At 36.2% G+C, this 20,677-nt stretch carries 13 protein-coding genes; 9 read left to right on the plus strand and 4 right to left on the minus strand.

What is annotated here, in order from left to right; genetic code table 11:
• Positions 1-54 precede the first annotated feature (54 nt).
• From K322_RS19520 to tilS, 3 genes are all read left to right on the plus strand, one after another.
• Positions 55-4,500 (plus strand): translocation/assembly module TamB domain-containing protein, encoded by a 4,446-nt coding sequence (locus K322_RS19520; RefSeq protein WP_455423175.1) that lies wholly within the window; start codon positions 55-57, stop codon positions 4,498-4,500.
• Complete coding sequence (locus K322_RS0113785; protein WP_026627395.1) at positions 4,497-5,678, plus strand: THUMP-like domain-containing protein; 1,182 nt, start codon at positions 4,497-4,499, stop codon at positions 5,676-5,678. The genes K322_RS19520 and K322_RS0113785 overlap by 4 nt, the downstream gene beginning before the upstream one ends.
• Before the next feature lie 100 nt (positions 5,679-5,778).
• A complete protein-coding gene (tilS, locus tag K322_RS0113790) occupies positions 5,779-7,101 on the plus strand; it encodes a tRNA lysidine(34) synthetase TilS (RefSeq protein WP_035332166.1) in 1,323 nt (440 codons plus the stop codon).
• Here the strand turns inward: tilS and K322_RS0113795 are convergent.
• Positions 7,075-8,451, minus strand: a complete 1,377-nt coding sequence (locus K322_RS0113795) for a tetratricopeptide repeat protein (protein ID WP_026627397.1) — start codon at positions 8,449-8,451, stop codon at positions 7,075-7,077. The genes tilS and K322_RS0113795 overlap by 27 nt on opposite strands.
• A gap of 271 nt (positions 8,452-8,722) precedes the next feature.
• On the opposite strand from K322_RS0113795, the gene rho reads away from it, so the two are divergent.
• Positions 8,723-10,600 (plus strand): transcription termination factor Rho, encoded by a 1,878-nt coding sequence (rho, locus tag K322_RS0113800; RefSeq protein WP_026627398.1) that lies wholly within the window; start codon positions 8,723-8,725, stop codon positions 10,598-10,600.
• Between the two features lie 148 nt (positions 10,601-10,748).
• Positions 10,749-11,678 carry a cation diffusion facilitator family transporter gene (locus tag K322_RS0113805; protein WP_026627399.1) on the plus strand — a complete coding sequence of 310 codons (930 nt, stop codon included), beginning with the start codon at positions 10,749-10,751 and terminating at the stop codon, positions 11,676-11,678.
• Between the two features lie 161 nt (positions 11,679-11,839).
• Here K322_RS0113805 and K322_RS0113810 read toward each other — a convergent pair whose 3' ends face one another.
• Entirely contained in the window at positions 11,840-13,153 is a 1,314-nt protein-coding gene (locus K322_RS0113810; RefSeq protein WP_026627400.1) for a rhamnogalacturonidase, read from the minus strand.
• A gap of 600 nt (positions 13,154-13,753) precedes the next feature.
• Here K322_RS0113810 and rpsA point away from each other — a divergent pair.
• The 3 genes from rpsA (at position 13,754) to K322_RS0113825 (ending at position 17,851) form a co-directional block, all read left to right on the plus strand.
• Complete coding sequence (gene rpsA / locus K322_RS0113815; protein WP_026627401.1) at positions 13,754-15,553, plus strand: 30S ribosomal protein S1; 1,800 nt, start codon at positions 13,754-13,756, stop codon at positions 15,551-15,553.
• Positions 15,554-15,659: 106 nt separating this feature from the next.
• Positions 15,660-16,865 (plus strand): pyridoxal phosphate-dependent aminotransferase, encoded by a 1,206-nt coding sequence (locus K322_RS0113820; RefSeq protein ID WP_026627402.1) that lies wholly within the window; start codon positions 15,660-15,662, stop codon positions 16,863-16,865.
• Positions 16,865-17,851: an acyltransferase family protein gene (locus K322_RS0113825; protein WP_026627403.1), complete on the plus strand. Its 987-nt coding sequence runs from the start codon at positions 16,865-16,867 to the stop codon at positions 17,849-17,851. The genes K322_RS0113820 and K322_RS0113825 overlap by 1 nt, the downstream gene beginning before the upstream one ends.
• Positions 17,852-17,904: 53 nt before the next feature.
• Here the strand turns inward: K322_RS0113825 and mscL are convergent, their stop codons facing one another.
• Positions 17,905-18,327 carry a large-conductance mechanosensitive channel protein MscL gene (mscL, locus tag K322_RS0113830; protein ID WP_026627404.1) on the minus strand — a complete coding sequence of 141 codons (423 nt, stop codon included), beginning with the start codon at positions 18,325-18,327 and terminating at the stop codon, positions 17,905-17,907.
• Between the two features lie 57 nt (positions 18,328-18,384).
• Positions 18,385-19,713 (minus strand): hypothetical protein, encoded by a 1,329-nt coding sequence (locus K322_RS0113835; RefSeq protein ID WP_026627405.1) that lies wholly within the window; start codon positions 19,711-19,713, stop codon positions 18,385-18,387.
• Between the two features lie 301 nt (positions 19,714-20,014).
• Between K322_RS0113835 and K322_RS0113840 the strand changes: the two genes are divergently transcribed.
• The gene (locus K322_RS0113840) at positions 20,015-20,671 is read left to right on the plus strand and encodes an HAD family hydrolase (RefSeq protein WP_026627406.1); all 657 of its coding nucleotides are present in this window, start codon (positions 20,015-20,017) and stop codon (positions 20,669-20,671) included.
• Positions 20,672-20,677: the final 6 nt, after the last annotated feature.

Raw genomic sequence — 20,677 nt, forward strand, 5'->3', positions numbered from 1 at the left:
GATAGATTACATATAAAAAAATTTAAATATATATTCCTCAGCATATTAGGCATTATAGCCGGACTAATATTGCTCTTGTACGGACTACTGAACATGTCGTCCGTTCAAAATTATGTAAAAGAACGAATAGTTACCGAGCTGAAAAACAAGCTACAAACAGATTTAGGAATAGAATCCCTCTACATAAAACCATTCAATGTCATTCAACTAAACGGGGTATACCTCAATGACAGAAAAGACAGCACTATATTAAAAGCAAATACCATATACGCCGATTTTGATCTGCTGCCATTACTTAACAGGCAACTGATATTCAATGCGGCAAAATTATCTGACTTTGATGTAAATCTGGCAAAAGACAGTGCTAATGCACCACTTAATATCCAATTTATTATTGATGCGTTCAAACCAAAAGAGCAAACCAATAAGGCAAAAATACAAATTCATATAAATTCCCTTGATATTGAAAACGGAAATTTCCGGTATGATATCAAAGACAGAGGGGTTGTAAATGATAAATTCGACGCAAACCATATTGATATCAGCAATCTGAATGCAAAGCTGGCACTCAAGTCTCTTGAACCTGATTCGCTTAATATTCAGATAAAAAAGCTAAAGTTGGAAGAAAAGAGCGGACTCAAGATTGATAATCTTATCGTAAGGGTAATCACTCAGGATAATCATTTGTTTGTCAAAGGTTTTAAACTCAATCTTCCTAAATCGCAATTACAATTCGACAAATGCGAAATTGACTATGCCGATACCTTATCCCATAAGAATATTATAGACAGAGCCATCTTCGACATCAAAATCGGGTCATCATACATCGCCCTGAAAGATATATCGCCATTGGTTCCTGCATTTAAACATTTCGAAGACCGTATCTTATTCAAAACCTCGATACAAGGAACATTAGATAATATACAGGTATCCGACTTAAAACTCGATTACGGAGATCTGATGCACTTATCAGCAGAAGGAACGTTAAATAATTTTCGTGATAAAGATAAGCTCTGGCTATCCGGAAATGTCAGTAACCTTACTGTCAGCGAAACAGGAATACCTACACTCATAAATAATCTGTCGGGAACAAAACAAGAGCCGTCCCCTATTTTAAAACAATTAGGTACGATCTCATTCAAGGGTAAAGTTTCAGGTTTTCTGAAAGAATTGAAAGCGATCGGTAATTTTTCAGCGCAACCGGGATCTGTTATCGCTACACTTGATTTTGGATTCAACCCGGATGAACGTACATCTTCTTATTTCAGAGGAAAAGTAAGTACGGATAATTTCCATTTAGGAGATTTATTAACCAACAAGGATCTGGAAGATTTATCTTTCGACCTTTCAGTAAACGTTAATAAACCAAAAAAAGGATATCTGAACGGAGATGTAAACGGTATCGTAAAAAAATTGGTGTATAAAAAATACACATACCAAGATATAAAATTAGATGGTAAATACGATGGTCTGCGTATAAACGGAGGCTTGGCTTTGGATGATGAAAATGCGGTATTTAATATACATGGTTTATTCGACTTGTCGCAAAAAGAGCCCGAATTGAATTTTGATGCCCGTCTGAAAAATGTACGCTTCGATAAACTAAACCTGAGTGACAAATACAAAGACTCTTATCTGAGTTTACTGATCGACGCTAACTTTACAGGCAAAAACATTGATGATATACAAGGATATATCAAAGCCGATTCGATCCGTTTTCTGAAACCAGATAAAAAATTCGAGATGGACAATTTTATCATTGCTGCATCAGGGACAGGAGACCAAAGAGAGCTAAGTATTACCTCGGATATTATAAACGGACAGGTAAAAGGCGAATATTCATATTCAACTATAGCTGAGAGCATGCAAAGATCACTGAACAGCTATCTGCCGTCTCTGATAAATTATACGGCAAAAAGAGGACGAAAAATTAAAAACAACAACCTCAATTTCGAGTTTGTTATCAATAATACAGAGACAGCCAGCGATATATTTCAGTTACCTGTAACTATACTCAGCCCTACCAAGATTATAGGATTTTATAATAATCAGATAGAGCGATTTAAAGTTGAAGCCTTTATGCCTTCGATGAAAGCAGGAGGCGGACAGATACAGTCGGGATATTTCGTTATCGAAAATAATGCCGATCAGATAACGTCTAATCTTGCTGGCACGTTTGTAACTAAAAAGCAAACACTAAATACGTTGTCATCTGATTTAAAAATAAGTAACGACATCATTGATATCCATACTTTATTTTTAAACAAAGACCAGACCCGCCTGAAAGGAGAGTTTTCCAACTCAATTACTTTTTCGAGATCTCAAGATAAGAACCTGCAAACCGATATTAAATTCAATAAAGGAGAATTGGTTCTCAATAACACAATATGGAACATTGGTGATTCTCATATCCGTTTGATTCCCAATAAAATTGATGTCGATAATTTCGAAATAGCAAGCACAACAAAAGATCAGAAATTAAAAATAGACGGTACGTTCTCTTCAAAAGATTCTAATGAAAAGCTTTTTGTGAACCTGCAGAATATAGACCTCGATTATGTATTTAAAACATTAGCTATAGATGCATTACAATTCGGAGGAGCTGCTAGCGGACAACTGGCAGTATCGACAATAGAAGGTCAACCCTATGCTAAAGTCAACCTGAATGTAAACGACTTTGCTTTTAACAATACAACATTAGGGCACCTGATCTTAGACAGTGATCTGGATTCGGAAACGAAAAAAGTAAACATGGTGGGAACTATCACCAACGAGCATGACAAAACAACAAAAATAAAAGGGCATATCAACCCCATAACTCAGGAACTGTCCATAGATTTTGACTCAGAAGAAGTGAATATTGCATTCTTGAATAAGTATGTATCAACCCTATTTAATAATGTACAGGGAGTGGGACATGGAAATGTACGCTTATCCGGTGATTTCTCGAATGTAACAGTAGAAGGTAAAGCATTTATCGAAAACGGCGGGCTTGGTATTAATTTCCTGAATACTTATTATACTTTCACCGATACAATATACATGAAGAAAGACCTGATCTACTTCAGCGATATTGCATTCTATGACCAGAAAGGGAATACAGCTTTAGTCAGCGGAAAAGTCGTACACGATTACTTCACTAATTTCATGTATTATGTAGATCTGAAAGGTGATAATTTCATGTTATATAACGCCACTGAAAATCTGAATCCAATGCTTTACGGTACTGTATTCGGATCGGGAACAGGGGTTATCAAAGGCGATGAAAAAGCGGTTGACATCAATGTCAATATGCGTACCAACAGTAATACCAATATCTATATGAATTTCATGGAGGAGACGGCCGAAGAATATTCATTTGTCAGATATAAAACAAAAGAAACGCCGGAAGATTCATTGGTAAACAAAGACGATAAATTCAAAATAGGACGCCTGAAAACCGATTCCGGAATGGAAATCAATATGGATTTCTATATAGATGCAACACCCGATGCAACTGTAGAGCTATTGATGGATCCCGTAGGAGGAGACCGTCTGAGAGGATCGGGAAGCGGAGCTCTTCAATTTATATGGGGAACGAATAAAGATCCCATGCTTTACGGTACATATCAGATAAATAAAGGATCATACAACTTTACTTTCCAAAAAATATTGGAAAGGAAGTTTGCAATACAAGAAGGTAGCAGCGTACAATTCCGAGGGGATCCTTTTCAAGCGAATATAGACATCACAGCCGTTTACCGCATTGTAGCAAACCTTAACGATCTGGATCAGAATCTTGCACGTACCACAGGTCAGGCTAGTGTACCGGTTAATTGCCTTCTGAATATAACAGGTGCGCTGCGAAGGCCAAATATTAATCTCGATATTGCACTGCCATCGGCCGACCCCGAAGTTCAGCGTCAGGTCAAGAGCCTGATGAGTACTGAGGATATGATAAACAGGCAGATAGTTTATTTATTGCTGCTTTCGAAATTCTATACCCCTAACTATGCTGTAACGGAACAAAGAACATCTGACTTTGCGGCAGTAGCATCTGCTACCCTATCTTCGCAACTCAGTAAAATACTCAGCCAGATAGATGATCGCTGGCAGGTTGGAACCAATATACGTACAAGCGACTCGAATTTCTCGAGTACCGAGGTTGAGCTACTACTTTCAAGCCGTCTGCTTGACGATCGCGTACTATTTAACGGAAACTTCGGATATCGTGATAATCCGATGACCCAGGATGCCTTTATCGGAGATATTGATATAGAAGTATTACTGAACCGTGTAGGCACATGGCGTTTGAAAGCATACAACCACTATAACGAAAAGTACTATTACGTGGGTAGCAATGGAGGTAATGGAGTGCAGACTCAGGGTATAGGTATCTTGTATAAAAAAGACTTCGACAGCTTACGTGAGCTATTCGCAAGACCAAAGAAAGTACAAAAAGATTCATTAAAAAATGACTCTGTTCCAAGTTTACACGATGTTGTGAAGATGAAAAAATGATTGAGCTAACATCAGATATAAAAAAATTCATAGCAGAACACGAAAATGAGGACATCAGAGAATTAGCTCTAAAAGCCTCTCGATACCCTCAGATAAATATGCAGGATGCTATCCAGCAAATAGCCGGACGACGTATTGCCAAGAGTAAAATACCCTCATGGTACGCACAGAACAACATCATATATCCACCCCATATATCAATGGAACAATGCTCTTCTGAGCAAACGGCTTCCTATAAGGCATCATTATCCACAGGCAATACAATTATTGATCTTACCGGGGGCTTTGGTGTAGATCTCTCGTTTATGGCTCAAAATAAAACTGAAGCATATTATATAGAAACACAACCACATCTGGTCGAATTAGCTCAGCATAACTTCAAGGTATTAGGTTTAGATCATATAACAGCTATAAATAACAACGGTATCAATTTTCTGAGGTCCGAAGATAAACTCTGGGATACTATATACATCGATCCAGCACGCAGAAATACCTCCGGACGCAAAACAGTTCTGATCGAAGACTGTACACCCAACCTGATAGAGATTGACAGTCTATTAAACCAAAAATCCAAACAGGTTATAATAAAATTATCACCTATGCTGGATATTACCCATGCGTTAAATTCAATCAGTAATATTACAGATATCCACATAATCAGTGTTAATAATGAATGTAAAGAACTGCTCTTAGTAAAAAGTTCTACGCAAAAAGAGGTAAAGTTCCATTGTATAAACATAATAAACAACGGTGTTCAATGTTTTTCTTTTACTAAAGACAATGAAAACAATGCAGCAGTCACATATTCTGATCACCCGGAAAAATATCTGTACGAACCCAATAGCTCTATATTAAAAGCCGGAGCCTACAAATATCCTGCAGATTATTTTAATCTGAAAAAACTACATATAAGCAGCCATCTGTACACATCAGACTTATATATACCCGATTTTCCGGGACGCCATTTTACGGTCAAGAATGTATTTGGAGCGAATAAGAAAGATATAAAACAATATCTGACAATGAAACAGGCGAATATAAGTACACGCAATTATCCACTATCGGTAGCTGAAATAAGAAAGCAAACTAAACTCAAAGACGGTGGAAATGACTATATATTTGCGACAACACTTGTCAATGAAAAAAAAGTGCTAATTTTGTGTGAGAAGGTCGAATAAAACCGCCGAACTATATTATAGTTGATTAACAGATTAACAGATCTGCTTATCAGCCCGTTTATTGACATTATAAAAAGGTCTGAGACCTTAGATTCAAAACATGGAAATCCTCTCCAAAGTAAAAAAGTATATTAAGGATAATAATCTGTTGAACGATCACGCCCGTGTAATAATCGGCGTAAGTGGAGGTGCAGATTCTATCGCACTGTTAGATATACTTTACAATTTGGGATATGAATGTATTGTAGCACATTGTAACTTTCATCTTCGGGATCAGGAATCATACAGGGACGAGTATTTCGTTGAAAAAGCTTGCGAAAAATATAATGTAGAATATGTATCTGCCAGCTTTAACACAAAAAAATATATCAAAGAAGAGTCTATTTCACTCGAAATGGCCGCTAGAGAATTACGATATGCGTGGTTCGAGAAAATCAGGAAGAAATACAAAGCCGAAAAAATAGCTATTGCACATCATCAAAATGATTCGGTTGAAACCGTTCTCATAAATTTGATTCGAGGTACAGGTATACGCGGTCTTACAGGCATTGCACCCCTCAATGGATATGTAATCCGTCCCTTACTTTGCATATACAGGGATGACATCTTAGCGTATTTGCAAAAGAAAGAATTATCATTTGTAGAAGATAGCACAAACAAAGAGGATATATATACCCGTAACAAAATAAGGCTTAACGTTCTGCCCTTACTTCAAACGATAAATCCATCGGTAATACAGTCTATAAGCCGTACTGCCGAAAACCTGACTCAGACAGAAAAAATATACCAATCGTATATAGACAAAGCTAAGAGGGCTGTTTTTTCTGATAATATCATTGATATAGATGCTCTGTTGCAGCAGGTCGAACCCAAAACTATACTTTTTGAAATATTGTTTCCTCTGGGGTTTAATACACCTACTGTCGATAATATATACGAATCGGTTAACAGCCAATCGGGGAAAGTTTTTTTCTCAACAGAATATCAGCTGGTTAAAGATAGAAACACTTTTATTATCCAGCAGATTGAAAGCCAATCGGACAAAATATATACGCTTTTTGAACACGAAACAGAAATAGCAGAACCCTTGAAGCTGACTATCGAATCGTTTCGCAAGCCTAAAGATTTTGAGATAGAACGTAATCCCAATACAATATATATCGATAAAGGTAAACTCTCATTTCCGCTGATCATCCGTAAATGGAAAAAAGGAGATAAGTTTCGACCTTTCGGAATGAAAGGACACAAAAAAATCAGCGATTATTTTACCGACCGGAAATTCAGTCTTATCGAAAAAGAAAATATTTGGCTGCTCTGTTCTGTCGATGACATTGTATGGATCATTGGCGAACGTGCCGATGATCGGTTTAAAATTACCAATAAAACAATAGAAGTATTAAAGATTAATATTGATCGAGGATAATACTTTTACATTGCTGCCGGCAAATCCTATCAAACCTAAAGATTTCCTCAATCCATTGATGTGCTTGTCAAGTGCATCTAATTTATTGCGGGTTACATTTATTTCCCCTTGATCTGTTCTGTCGGGATTCTCTATCTTCAACAGTTGTCCATAATATGTCTGTAGCGACTGTTTATATAATTCATAATATGTCAATGCTTCTCTCGGCTGCTTGAGATCAATCTCATACAATGATAATATAGTATAATAGAGATTCATCTTCTGATTATCATTTGCATACTCAACCGCCTTTTTAAAGAACTCCACAGCTTCCGAAAATTCCTCTTTACCTTCATATGAAATGGCAAAATTTCGATAATACTGATACAATGTAAAGTCGGTAGGCACAGCACGGTCTATCAATAGCCCGAAACATCTTTTTCCCGTATCATAGTCGGATCTTTCATTGGCAACTACACCTAATGCATATAAGATATTGATATTTACAGAGTCTATTTTACTGGCCTTCAGCAAAAATGTGTATGCTTTATCATTCTGTCCCAAAGAATAATAACAAAATCCCAGGCTCCGCTGCACAACAAGTGAACTATCTCCCCTATTATAACATTTTTCGAAACGTGTAGCTGCTGCTTCGTACAAGTCGGCGGCATAATAGCTGAGCGCATTCAGTAAGTTAATTTGCTGGCTAGTTGAGTCCCTTTCTACATAATGATCCGATATACGGATTGCTTCATCATATCCGGTCTTACCTTTCTTGATATCCAAATTTATAAGACCTGCAACCGAAAATGTATCAAAAAAATCTTTCGACCATGACTTATTATAATACACGCGGGCACTATCGGGCATATTGAGATTATCGTAGCATTGAGCGATTTTCCTTAACATATTATCCATCCCGTATTTTTCAGTCAAAGAGCTGTATTCAGACAATGCTTCGGCATATTTATCCTGCCTCATGTACATATCCGCCCTCTGTATCCTGAAATAGATATTTGTAGAATCTTTATTTATTAACTGATTATAACATTCCAGACTCTTATCCCATTTAGATAATGCCTGATAGCAGATTGCCAGTTCTGCTACAGATTGTTTATCTTCGGGATATTTCTTAACAATTTCCTCTCCCACCGTTATGGCATCGGCATACTTATTCAGATTTTTCAAACACAAAGCCTTCTTCTGCATCAGGCTATTAGACTCTTCCAGACTATCAATCAGCCCTAAAGCTTTGTCGAATAAATATCGGTTTATGTAAGAATCAATCTCACTCTCAATCTGAGATTGCGCACAAACAATAAAACCAATAAATCCCTTAATAAAAATCAGCACTACAAATATCACCCTCATAATCAATTTACTATTTTTTAGTAAAACTACGAATTTATTTTAAACATACAAATAAAGTCTATTGAATATTAATTATTCTTCTAAAAAATTGTTTTTAGAAAAAACTTTGCTACTTTTGTAGAACAAGAAAAGACTTCTTATTTCTTGTATCAAGAACATTTTCAATATTATATCCAGCTTATTTGCATCAAACAAAAAATTATAATAGAGTACTTTCCAGTCTCTGTACTATACTGAGAACATATTAAATTAATAAACATCATAGATATACATGCGTATATATAACATTCTTGAGCTTAATGAAAAGCTCACTACAGAACTTAGAACCCTGGCTAAGGAGCTGGGAATAAAGCGTCCTGATGCTTATAAAAAGGACGAACTGATCTATAAGATTCTGGATGAACAAGCTATTCTTGAAGCTAAAAACAAAAACTCGGATAGCTATAAAGCAGAAGATCAGGCCTCAGGTAAAAAAAATCAAGAGAAAGCTGAAAAGGTAAAGAGCAATAAACCGGCTCCTCAACCGAAACAAAACCAGCCTAAGCAAAAGAAAGACAACGCTCCTACAATCAAAGCAGAAGAGAAAAAAGAAACTGTAATTGTAGCGGAAGCTATAAAACCTGAGATAGTTGAACCTCAAAATGAGGCAGAAAAAGAAACCAAACAGCAAAACAAAGGGAAAGTTATCGTAAAAAAAGAGACTGAAGAAAAAGAAGTGCCAGCTGCAAAAGAAAAAGAAGTAGCAGCAGAAGCACCTAAACCACAGCCTCAGAAACCAACCCAGCTTGTGTTCAAATCCAACAGACCGAGAGTAAACGAACCAAAACCCGAAGTTCCGGCATTGGCTCCTCTTACAGCACTGGAAGTTGAAGCCGAACCCGAAACTATTGTTGAACCTGTAGCAAAAGCCCCTGTTCAAAATAATAATCAAAATAATCAGAATCAAAATAATAATCAAAATCAATCTGCAAAACAGAATAATAATCAAAACCAACAGAATCAAGCTCAATCTCAAGATAAGAGTTTCGAATTTGATGGTATATTATCTGCCACCGGAGTTTTGGAAATCATGCAGGAAGGATACGGATTCCTTCGCTCATCTGATTATAACTACATGTCTTCTCCTGACGACATATATATATCACAATCACAGATTCGTCTGTTCGGATTAAAAACGGGAGATATTGTAGAAGGCCCAATCCGCCCTCCAAAAGAAGGAGAAAAATTTTTCCCTCTTGTAAAGGTTGATAAAATAAACGGACGCACACCCGACGAAGTCAGAGACCGTGTTCCGTTCGATCACTTAAAGCCATTGTTTCCTAACGAAAAATTCAGTCTGACAAATGGTCGTAATGATAATTTTTCGTGCCGTGTTGTAGATTTATTCTCTCCGATAGGAAAAGGACAACGCGGACTGATAGTAGCGCAACCCAAAACCGGTAAAACAACTTTACTGAAAGATATAGCAAACGCAATAGCTAATAATCACCCCGAAGTGTACATGATCGTACTTCTGATTGATGAACGTCCTGAAGAAGTTACAGATATGGAACGCAGTGTAAACGCAGAAGTGATAGCTTCAACATTTGATGAACCAGCCGACCGCCACGTGAAAATTGCCGAAATCGTATTGAATAAAGCAAAACGTATGGTAGAATGCGGACACGATGTAGTGATTCTTCTGGACTCTATTACACGTCTGGCTCGTGCTTACAATACCGTACAACCTGCATCAGGTAAAGTACTGACCGGTGGTGTGGACGCTAATGCCCTGCATAAGCCCAAACGTTTCTTCGGTGCTGCCCGTAATATCGAAAACGGAGGTTCGTTAACCATTATAGCAACAGCTCTTACGGAAACAGGATCTAAAATGGATGATGTTATCTTCGAAGAATTCAAGGGTACTGGTAATATGGAACTTCAACTCGACCGTAAATTGTCGAACAAGCGTGTATTCCCTGCTGTTGATATTATTTCTTCAAGCACACGCCGCGACGACCTGCTATTAGATAAAGATACACTAAGCCGCATGTGGGTTTTACGCAATTTCTTATCAGATATGAATTCGGTAGAAGCTATGCAGTTTCTTGAAAACAGACTGAAAAAGACTATCAATAATGAAGAGTTTTTGATTTCGATGAACGACTAAAATTCGAAAGCTGAAAAAAATAAAAAGAAGGATTGTTTGATTTATCAACGATCCTTCTTTTCTTTGTATAGTTCAGTCCTTTTGTATTACTTTTAACAAGTATAACATCAGGTTGTTACTTACATAAGACCATAAATTATTAAATATAATGTCAGACAATCATATACATACACACAATCACGGAGTGCATTCGCATGGACACAATGCTAATAAAAAAGCTCTGACCATCAGTTTTTGCCTAATTGCAGGATTTATGCTGGTAGAATTTGTCGGAGGAATACTAACAAACAGTCTAGCTCTGCTCTCGGATGCCGGACATATGCTATCCGATGCTGTGGCTCTCGGGTTAAGCCTTGCCGCTCTGATATTCGGAGAAAGGGCTGCCACTCTCGACAAAACATACGGCTATAAACGTTTCGAAATATTGGCGGCTCTGCTTAATGGTATCGCACTTGTAGCCCTATCAATATATATATTGTATGAAGCTATCGTTAGATTATCGTCCCCGCCTTCGGTTATAGGTAAAGGCATGATAATCATATCGGCGATTGGTCTTGTTATCAATATTGTAGTAGCATGGATATTATCAAGAGGTGAAACAAAAGAAAACCTTAATATAAAAAGTGCTTTTATGCATGTTCTGGGAGATCTTCTCGGGTCAGTTGGAGCAATAATAGCAGCTCTGCTGATTATCTTTCTAGGATGGAATATCGCTGACCCTATAGCCAGCATGATTGTTTCGGTACTTGTACTATACAGCGGATGGCATATACTGAAAGATTCTGTGAATATACTGATGGAAAGCAAACCTGCAAATATAGACACAGCAGAAGTCAAACGAGCTATAAAATCTATTGATGGAGTTATAGATATCCACGACCTGCATATATGGATGATTACTCAGGAATTTTTGTCTCTCACAACTCATGTTTCCGTTAAAAACAATTCGGACAGAGACCTGCTCTTAAACCAAATAACAGAAATCATCAAACAAAAAACCGGCATAACCCACATTACAGTACAATTGGAAGGACTCGACTTTGCTATCTGCGAACATGCCTGTGATATGAAGCATTAAGAAAATTCTGCTATTAAGATATCAGTAAGGGTTTTGACTTGAAAGTCAAAACCCTTACTACATTTAACATAAACCTATAAAATCATACAGTTACAGTATAATAGCCTATTATTATAATTTGAAAATATATCATCAAATACTTTATTTAAAAGAGTGAAACCTTAAAACTCCTTTTTACCATTTACTGTTATATTTTTCAAATTAAAGTTCTTGATATAACCGGCTTGTATTTCCGAACTTTTTTTCGCAGTAATATCAAGATTCTCAAACGTAAAATCTGACAATTTATACTGATCAGAGTTTACAACTTCAAAAAAAGTTTCACATTCAAACTGAATATTACGCATTGTCACATTATGTGAATAAGACAACGGCATTTCAGAGTGTCCTTTCATATCGAAAAACTGTGTCCATGGTTTGATATACAAAAAACTGCGTGCATTCCCTTTCACATCCTCCACCAATATATACTCATAATTCTGAGGAGTATCAGGACGCATTTTGAGCCACAACAGACGCTGAGCCATATTTATGGTATTACGTCTGAAAACGATATTGTGATTATAAATCGATTCGCTGCCACAGGTCAAAGCACTATGACAGAAGCCAAACGTACAATCTTCAATAATGATATTTTTATTACCCCCATTATTCTCATCCTTATCTGCTAATGGTCCTTTCCCTCCTTTTAAAGCCACAGCATCATCATTAACGGATAAGTAACAATTCTTCACCAATACGTTCGTACATACATCCAAATCAATAGCATCAGTACTTGGAGCCTTCACCGGTTTCGCCGGAGAATAAATATATAGATCCAGTAACTTTACATTTTCACATTTATAAAAGTGAGTTGTCCAGAAAGGCGAATTTTCGAGTCTTATACCCGACAACTGTACATTTTTACTGTTGGATATATATACCAGACGAGGACGCATTTCGTCCATATTAGTACATTTAGGATTTATCTTCCGTCTCAACCAGAAAGCCGTCCAGTAACGCAAACCATTTCCATTTATAGTTCCTTCTCCCGAAATAGTAAATCCGTCCACACCATCGGCATTTATAAGTGCTGCAAAATAGTCAAGGGTTTGCCCTTCCATACGGGTTTTCAATATCTCGAAATCCGCAATGTCATCACTCCCTTTCAATACTCCATCTTTCTCTAAGTATAGATGCGTATTCGGCTTAAAGAAAAGAGACCCGCTCAAATAAGTTCCGGCAGGAATAACGATAACCCCTCCCCCTTCTTTTGAAGCTTTGTCGATAATCGCTTGTATCTTTTCGGTCTGTAAAGTCGTGCTGTCATTCAATACTCCATACTCAGTAATATCATATGCTTTACCAAGAGATTTTATATCAGTAGCTCTATTTTGCCTAAACCATTCAGGAATGGGTGTTCCATCCGGAAACATATCCTGTGCCGAAAGATTCAGCCCTAAAGCAACTGCTAATAACAAAAAAAATAATTTCATGTTGTTCCTTTTTATTAAGGTCTCAAACAGACCTTCGGTTAACTTATTTAAGATTAAATGCTGCTAATTATATGATTTTTATTTAATGCAAAACTATCTATTGGTATAGATATATATATGTGTTTAAGTACAAACATATGTATTTTTGAATCCGGCCAAGGGGGAATATCTGACTTTTCTAATTTTTGAAACAAATACTCACCCAAAATAAGGTTCGACAGGTTTATAAAAAAAGGACATCTCTCGCATTGATTTTTATCTATACAGAAAGTCTATAAATATACTGATTACTCAACATGGAATGAGAATTAAAAAGTTACAGATGAATGTATACAAAAGGAGTAACCTTTGTTACCTTTTGAGGAAATTAATAATGTCTAATTGATAACTGTTACCTGATCATTGACCACCGATTTTGTTACCTTTTCTATTTTAGGAAACAATTCATAATGAGACCGTAATATATGATATCTGATAAAAAGAGGAGGATAAATATTTAAGTCTCAAAAAAAATCAATATCTTTGCACCGCTTTTAAAAGCAAATTTTAAGTTTAACCCTTTAAAGTTACTGATCAGAGCTGGACTCAGATCGTGAATAGATGATCGAATCTGATAAATTAAAAAATGTACAACCAGTTGATAATTTCGACTGGGATGCCTACGAACAAGGCGAAACCTTTTCTAGCAAAAGCAAAGAAGAATTAGTAGAAACTTATGACCAATCATTGAATAAAATCAATGACAAAGAGGTGGTTATGGGTAAAGTAACATCGATGAACAAACGCGAAGTTGTTGTTAACATCGGTTACAAATCAGACGGTGTTGTTTCGATGAACGAATTCCGCTACAATCCTGATCTGAAAATCGGCGACGAAGTAGAAGTATACATCGAAAGCCAAGAAGATAAAAAAGGACAATTGATCCTTTCTCACAAGAAAGCTCGTGCATCTCGTTCTTGGGAACGTGTTAACGAAGCTCTTGAAAAAGACGAAATCATCAAAGGTTACATCAAATGCCGTACTAAAGGCGGTATGATTGTTGACGTGTTTGGTATCGAAGCGTTCCTTCCAGGATCTCAGATCGATGTTAAACCAATCCGCGACTACGATGTATTCGTTGACAAAACAATGGAATTCAAAGTTGTTAAAATCAACCACGAATTTAAAAACGTTGTTGTTTCTCACAAAGCTCTTATCGAAGCTGAACTTGAACAACAGAAAAAAGACATCATCTCTAAACTTGAAAAAGGTCAGGTTCTTGAAGGAACGGTTAAGAACATCACTTCATACGGTGTATTTATCGACCTTGGCGGTGTAGATGGTCTTATCCACATTACAGACCTTTCTTGGGGGCGTGTTCAACATCCTGAAGAAGTGGTTAAATTGGATGAAAAAATCAATGTGGTTATCCTTGACTTCGACGATGACAAAAAACGTATCGCCCTTGGTCTAAAACAACTTACTCCTCATCCATGGGATGCACTTGATGCTAACCTGAAAGTTGGTGACAAAGTGAAAGGTAGAGTTGTAGTTATGGCTGATTACGGTGCATTTATCGAAATCGCTCCCGGTGTAGAAGGACTTATCCACGTATCAGAAATGAGCTGGACTCAACATTTACGTAGTGCTCAAGACTTTATGAAAGTTGGAGACGAAGTAGAAGCTGTAGTTTTGACTTTGGATCGTGAAGAACGAAAAATGTCTCTAGGTATCAAACAATTGAAACCAGATCCATGGGAAAATATCGAAACTAAATATCCGGTAGGAAGCCAGCATACTGCTAAAGTACGTAACTTCACCAACTTCGGTGTATTTGCTGAAATAGAAGAAGGTGTAGACGGATTAATCCACATCTCAGACCTTTCTTGGACTAAGAAAATCAAACACCCAAGCGAAATCACTCAAATAGGTGCAGATATTCAAGTACAAGTATTGGAAATCGACAAAGAAAACCGTCGCCTAAGCCTAGGTCACAAACAATTGGAAGAAAATCCTTGGGATGTATTCGAAACTATCTTTACTGTAGGATCTATACACGAAGGTACAGTTGTTGAGCTAGTTGACAAAGGTGCTGTAATCTCTCTTCCTTATGGTGTTGAAGGTTTTGCAACTCCAAAACACCTAGTAAAAGAAGACGGAACTCAAGCTCAGGCTGACGAAAAACTAGAATTCAGAGTTATCGAATTTAACAAAGATTCAAAAAGAATCATCGTATCTCACAGCAAAGTATATGAAGAAGAAAAAGGAGGAAGCGATGCTTCTGAAAAAAGATCTTCAAGAAAAGCTACCAAGAAAGATGAACCTGCTCAAGTAACATCGACTTCTGCAGAGAAAACAACTCTTGGAGATATCGAAGAATTAGCGGCACTTAGAGATAAATTATCAGGCGAAAGCAAGTAATTTATAACTAAATATAACTTAAAACGGCTTTTGCTCTGAGCAAAGGCCGTTTTTTATTTATGCCTTGTATCTTTTCATTATATTTGCACCAATTATTCATAAACATATGCCACTAATATCTGAACGCGGAATAGAAATGCCAAGCTCTCCTATAAGGAAACTGGCTCCATTATCAGACTCTGCGAAAGCAAGAGGTCTGAAAGTATACCACTTGAACATCGGACAACCTGATCTTCCGACTCCAAAAGCCGGATTAGATGCCATACACAATATAGACCGGGATATTCTCGAATATAGTCCTAGTGATGGATACAGATCATATAGAGAAAAACTGGTAAGATACTATGCCAAATACAATATCAATGTTTCGGCTGACGATATCATAATAACTACAGGTGGTTCAGAGGCTGTTTTGTTTGCATTTCTTGCTTGCTTGAATCCTGGTGATGAAATTATTGTTCCCGAACCGGCATATGCAAATTACATGGCTTTTGCCATTTCCGCGGGTGCGAAAATACGAGGAGTTACATCAAGTATAGAAGAAGGATTTGCACTTCCTCCTATTGAAAAATTTGAAGCCTTAATCAATGAAAAGACTAAAGGTATAATGATTTGTAACCCGAATAATCCCACAGGATACTTATACTCTCGGGCTGAAATGAATCAAATCAAACACCTTGTGCAAAAGCACGATTTATATCTATTCTCAGACGAAGTATATAGAGAATTTATATACACAGGCTCTCCCTATATCTCGGCATGCCATTTAGTAGGTATTGAAGATAATGTTGTGTTAATTGATTCTGTCTCGAAAAGATACAGCGAATGTGGCATACGCATAGGTGCTTTGATAACAAAGAATAAAGAACTACGTAAAACAGTGATGAAATTCTGTCAAGCACGCTTAAGCCCTCCTCTTATCGGACAAATCATTGCTGAAGCATCATTGGATGCAGATCCTGATTATCTAATGGATGTATATGAAGAATACGTAGAACGCCGTAAATTCCTTATTGATCGATTAAATCAGATACCGGGAGTATATTCTCCTATTCCGATGGGAGCATTCTATACAATCGCCCGGTTACCGGTTGATGATGCTGACAAATTCTGCGAATGGTGCCTTTCTGATTTTGAATATGAAGGACAAACTGTATTCCTTGCCCCGGCATCGGGATTCTACACTAGCCCCGGACTAGGAAAAGATGAAGTCCGAATTGCATATATACTGAATAAGGAAGATTTGGGGAATGCCCTAACTGTACTTGAAAAAGCTTTAGAAGCATACAATATTCACAGAAATAAGAATTAATGAAATTACCAAATATCGATCTTACCCTACTTTCAAAATACAGAACTCAATTAATGGGTCTTGCTATGTTGTGGGTTGTAATCTATCATTTACCTTTGGTCTTTTATATTCCTGTAATCAGTGAAATAAGATGGTGCGGATATGCTGCCGTGGATATCTTCTTCCTATTGTCCGGGCTGGGTGTTTACTTCTCTTGGAGTAAAACACCATCAACCAGTCAATTTTATAAAAAGAGAATTATCCGTATATTTGCACTATATATTCCAATACAATTACTGATACAAATTATACTTGTTTACTATCTTCACTTTCCTATATCATCAATCATACAAGCACTAACCTTCTATGATTTTTGGCTAGCAGAGCAAGGACCAACGCCTTGGTTTATTCCGGCTATCTGCCTGATGTACCTAATCAGCCCTATTTATTTAAAAGTTACCTCTTCGAAAAATATACTGCAAAATACAGTTATCGGTTGTATAGTGGGTTTAGTACTGTTCGGTCTATTTCCCCGATTCTTTTCCGAATTAGGAACACGTATTCCAAACTATTTCATTGGTATCTATGTCGGATATTTAATCAAAAATAAGGTTCAGTTATCATCAACAGGTAAGATATGCATGTATGTATTACTTATAACAGGAATAAGTCTGATTTGTATATTCTTTGCGAATCCTTATTTTAACAACATAGAGATAGGACCTCTTATCAGATACGTAATGATAATAACAGCTCTCCCGCTTTGTTTATTTATCAGTAGTATTATAAATTTGAGTTCTTCTTACAAATACCCTGTATTAAGTTTTTTCGGGAAATATAGTCTACCGATATATCTTTCACACATTCCTATGTTCTTAATATTAGATCAATGTATCGGAACTAAAATGTCCAAAACATTAACCGGAATTATTTCTATTATCCTTTGTATGATGTTTTCATATTTCACACAAAAGATTATCTATAAATATTTCAAAATAGAGAACTAAATAAGAAAAAGTGGAGGGTCTCAATTTGAGCATCTCCACTTTCTATATGCTTCTTATTTATTCTGTTGCTTTAGCAAGTCTCTAATCTCTGCAAGCAGAACTTCTTCTTTTGTTGGAGCTGGAGGTGCGGCAGGCTCTTCGATCTTCTTTTTCTGCAGAGTATTCATTCCTTTTATAGCAAAGAATATCACTGTGGATATTATTAAAAAGTTAATCACCATCTGAATAAAATTTCCATAGTTCAAACTTACAGCAGGCAAAGCATTACCCGCAGCATCAACCGATGCTTCTTTGATAACAAATTTAAGGTCTGTAAAATTTACGCCATTTAATAATACTCCGATTGGAGGCATTATCACATCATTCACAAATGAAGTTACAATTTGCCCGAATGCACCGCCGATTATAACCCCGACAGCCATATCGACAACATTTCCCCTCATCATGAAGGCTTTTAGTTCTTGAATCATCGACATAATATACTTTTTTTATAGATTATTTAGATATTATTTTTTGTATAACACTCTGCCTTATTAATTGTTTAAGATAATTTCAGTTTTCAATTGACCGGATTCTGAATAGTACGTATTCACAGCTATTTTAGAAAAACTTACTGAAAATTTTGAAAGATGAGTCCGAAAAGGAAACTCCCTTGATTCGTCTAGATTATTAGATCTGAATACCGTTTTGACTCGTAACCGAGTTTTAAATATACTATCATTCGAAGATGTTATTCTGGATACTTTCCCTCTCATCTTCAAATATCTTTCTAATACGTCCCGATCACAGGAATAAAACATATAACCGTCATAAAAAGTTAAGGTAACAGGTTTATTCTCTTTAAATAAAAATGTCGCTAATTGTTCCGAAGTAGTATATACATGCTGCTTATTCAATATTATATCTTTAGTACTTAATCTCTTACCGATATATCCAAGTTCAAGAGTATTCAGTTCTTTAAAAATTTCAAACCTATTCACCCTATTTTTCAATAAAAATACGGGAGCTTTCTGTAAAGTATCAACTTCAAGTTTATAGAGGGGATCTTCGAAATAAGATTTTAATTTATCAGATAAACCGGACTTTGTAAAATCAATACTATAGGACAATAAACTATCCGGCAAAATAGATTTATCAACAAAAATACTATCGGTAAAACTATCTGCGTTCAAAGATTCCTGTTCATATTTCGTATTAGACAATCCTGAAAACTCTAGATTTCCCTGATTATCAAACCCTCCGTTAAAAATAAAAGAATCCCCATTCTCTTTAAATATTAAATTGACCGGATAGTTAATTTTCAAATCTTTGGATAAAGATTCAAAAGAAGAATCTAAAAACAAATCACTACTGTCCGAGATATCAACAATACGTTCAAGAAACTCATAATTATATCCACCTACAAATATTCCATTGTAAAACATACAGGCAAAAAACTTATTATCTGTTCCCGGATAAAATAAAATCCGTGTTCCTTTATATACTCTTTCTTTCGGAGGAAATGCCGGATATAATACATTAGATAATATTTTGCCGATAGCTTGTTCCTGCTCAATCGTTACTTTAGCTACAATACAAGGATAGTTGTTACAAGAGCTTATTAACAAAGGATATGTTATATAAGGGCTTATCGATAATAATACAGGTTTTATCTCCTGAAAATACGAACTGAACAGTTTTATATCTTTTTGCTTATTGATCTGAAAAAGACTTGACGTTTCCGCTGGAATATACGCATACAGATCCTCCTCGAATACCTGCTTATCGTGAGTCAGTTTTCGCAACATCACTATCCCTGAAATCAATATCAGAAGAATAAAAAATCCAATAATCCCTACCTTTAAATATTTTTTTACTACCATAAATACACATACTGTTCATTACAAAGATAAATTAATTAATGTGAATCAATACTTGTATAATATCTAAAAGGTAACAAAAGTTACAGGATCAATGTACAATTATCAATAAATAATTATTAGTTGTCTATTTCAATCTTTCACCCTTCATTATTAATTCTTCATTTCCCGAAAAGGTTACAAAAGTTACAGCTAAAATGTCGACTTACTGCTGTGACCTTTTATTGATGTTTAATCTGCCGATTCGCATTACTTATAATTAATTATTACTTTTGAATATTATTCATTCTATAGATAAAATAATATGAGTTATAAAGGGGTAATTTTCGATTTCAACGGAACGCTGTTCTGGGATACAGACCTGCACAACAGAGCATGGGATAAATTTTTCGACAAAAACCAGATTAAAATGACTGATGCTGAAAAGTTTCAGAAAATGCATGGTAAGAACAATAGGGACATCCTGAACTCATTATTTAACGAACATCTTAGCGATAAAGAAATAGAAGACCTTGCCCTCGAAAAAGAATTGATGTATCAGGAACTTTGCCTGAAAACAGATATGAAACTAGCACCGGGTGTTGAAGAATTTCTCTCCTTTCTGAAAGAAAAAGATATTCCATACACAATAGCAACAGCGTCGGGTATAGAGAATGTAGATTTCTACTTCAAACACCTTGCTTTATCCGATTGGTTTGACCGAAAGAAAGTGGTTTATAATAATGGCAAGATAAAAAGCAAACCCGATCCCGAAATATATCAGACGGCCATGTCTGTTATAAAACGGAAAGCAGAAGACACTATTGTTTTTGAAGATGCCATAGCCGGACTGGAGGCGGCAAGAAATGCCAAATCCGGAAAAATAATTGTGGTGGACTCATACAACGATGATTACTCAGGCTGGGAACAATATCAAAGGATCCACCATTACAAGGAAGTTGACCGTCAGTTATTCTTATAAATCAGA

The organism is Indolivaga capnocytophagoides DSM 22835 (assembly GCF_000426485.1).
GTDB lineage: Bacteria > Bacteroidota > Bacteroidia > Bacteroidales > Dysgonomonadaceae > Dysgonomonas_A > Dysgonomonas_A capnocytophagoides.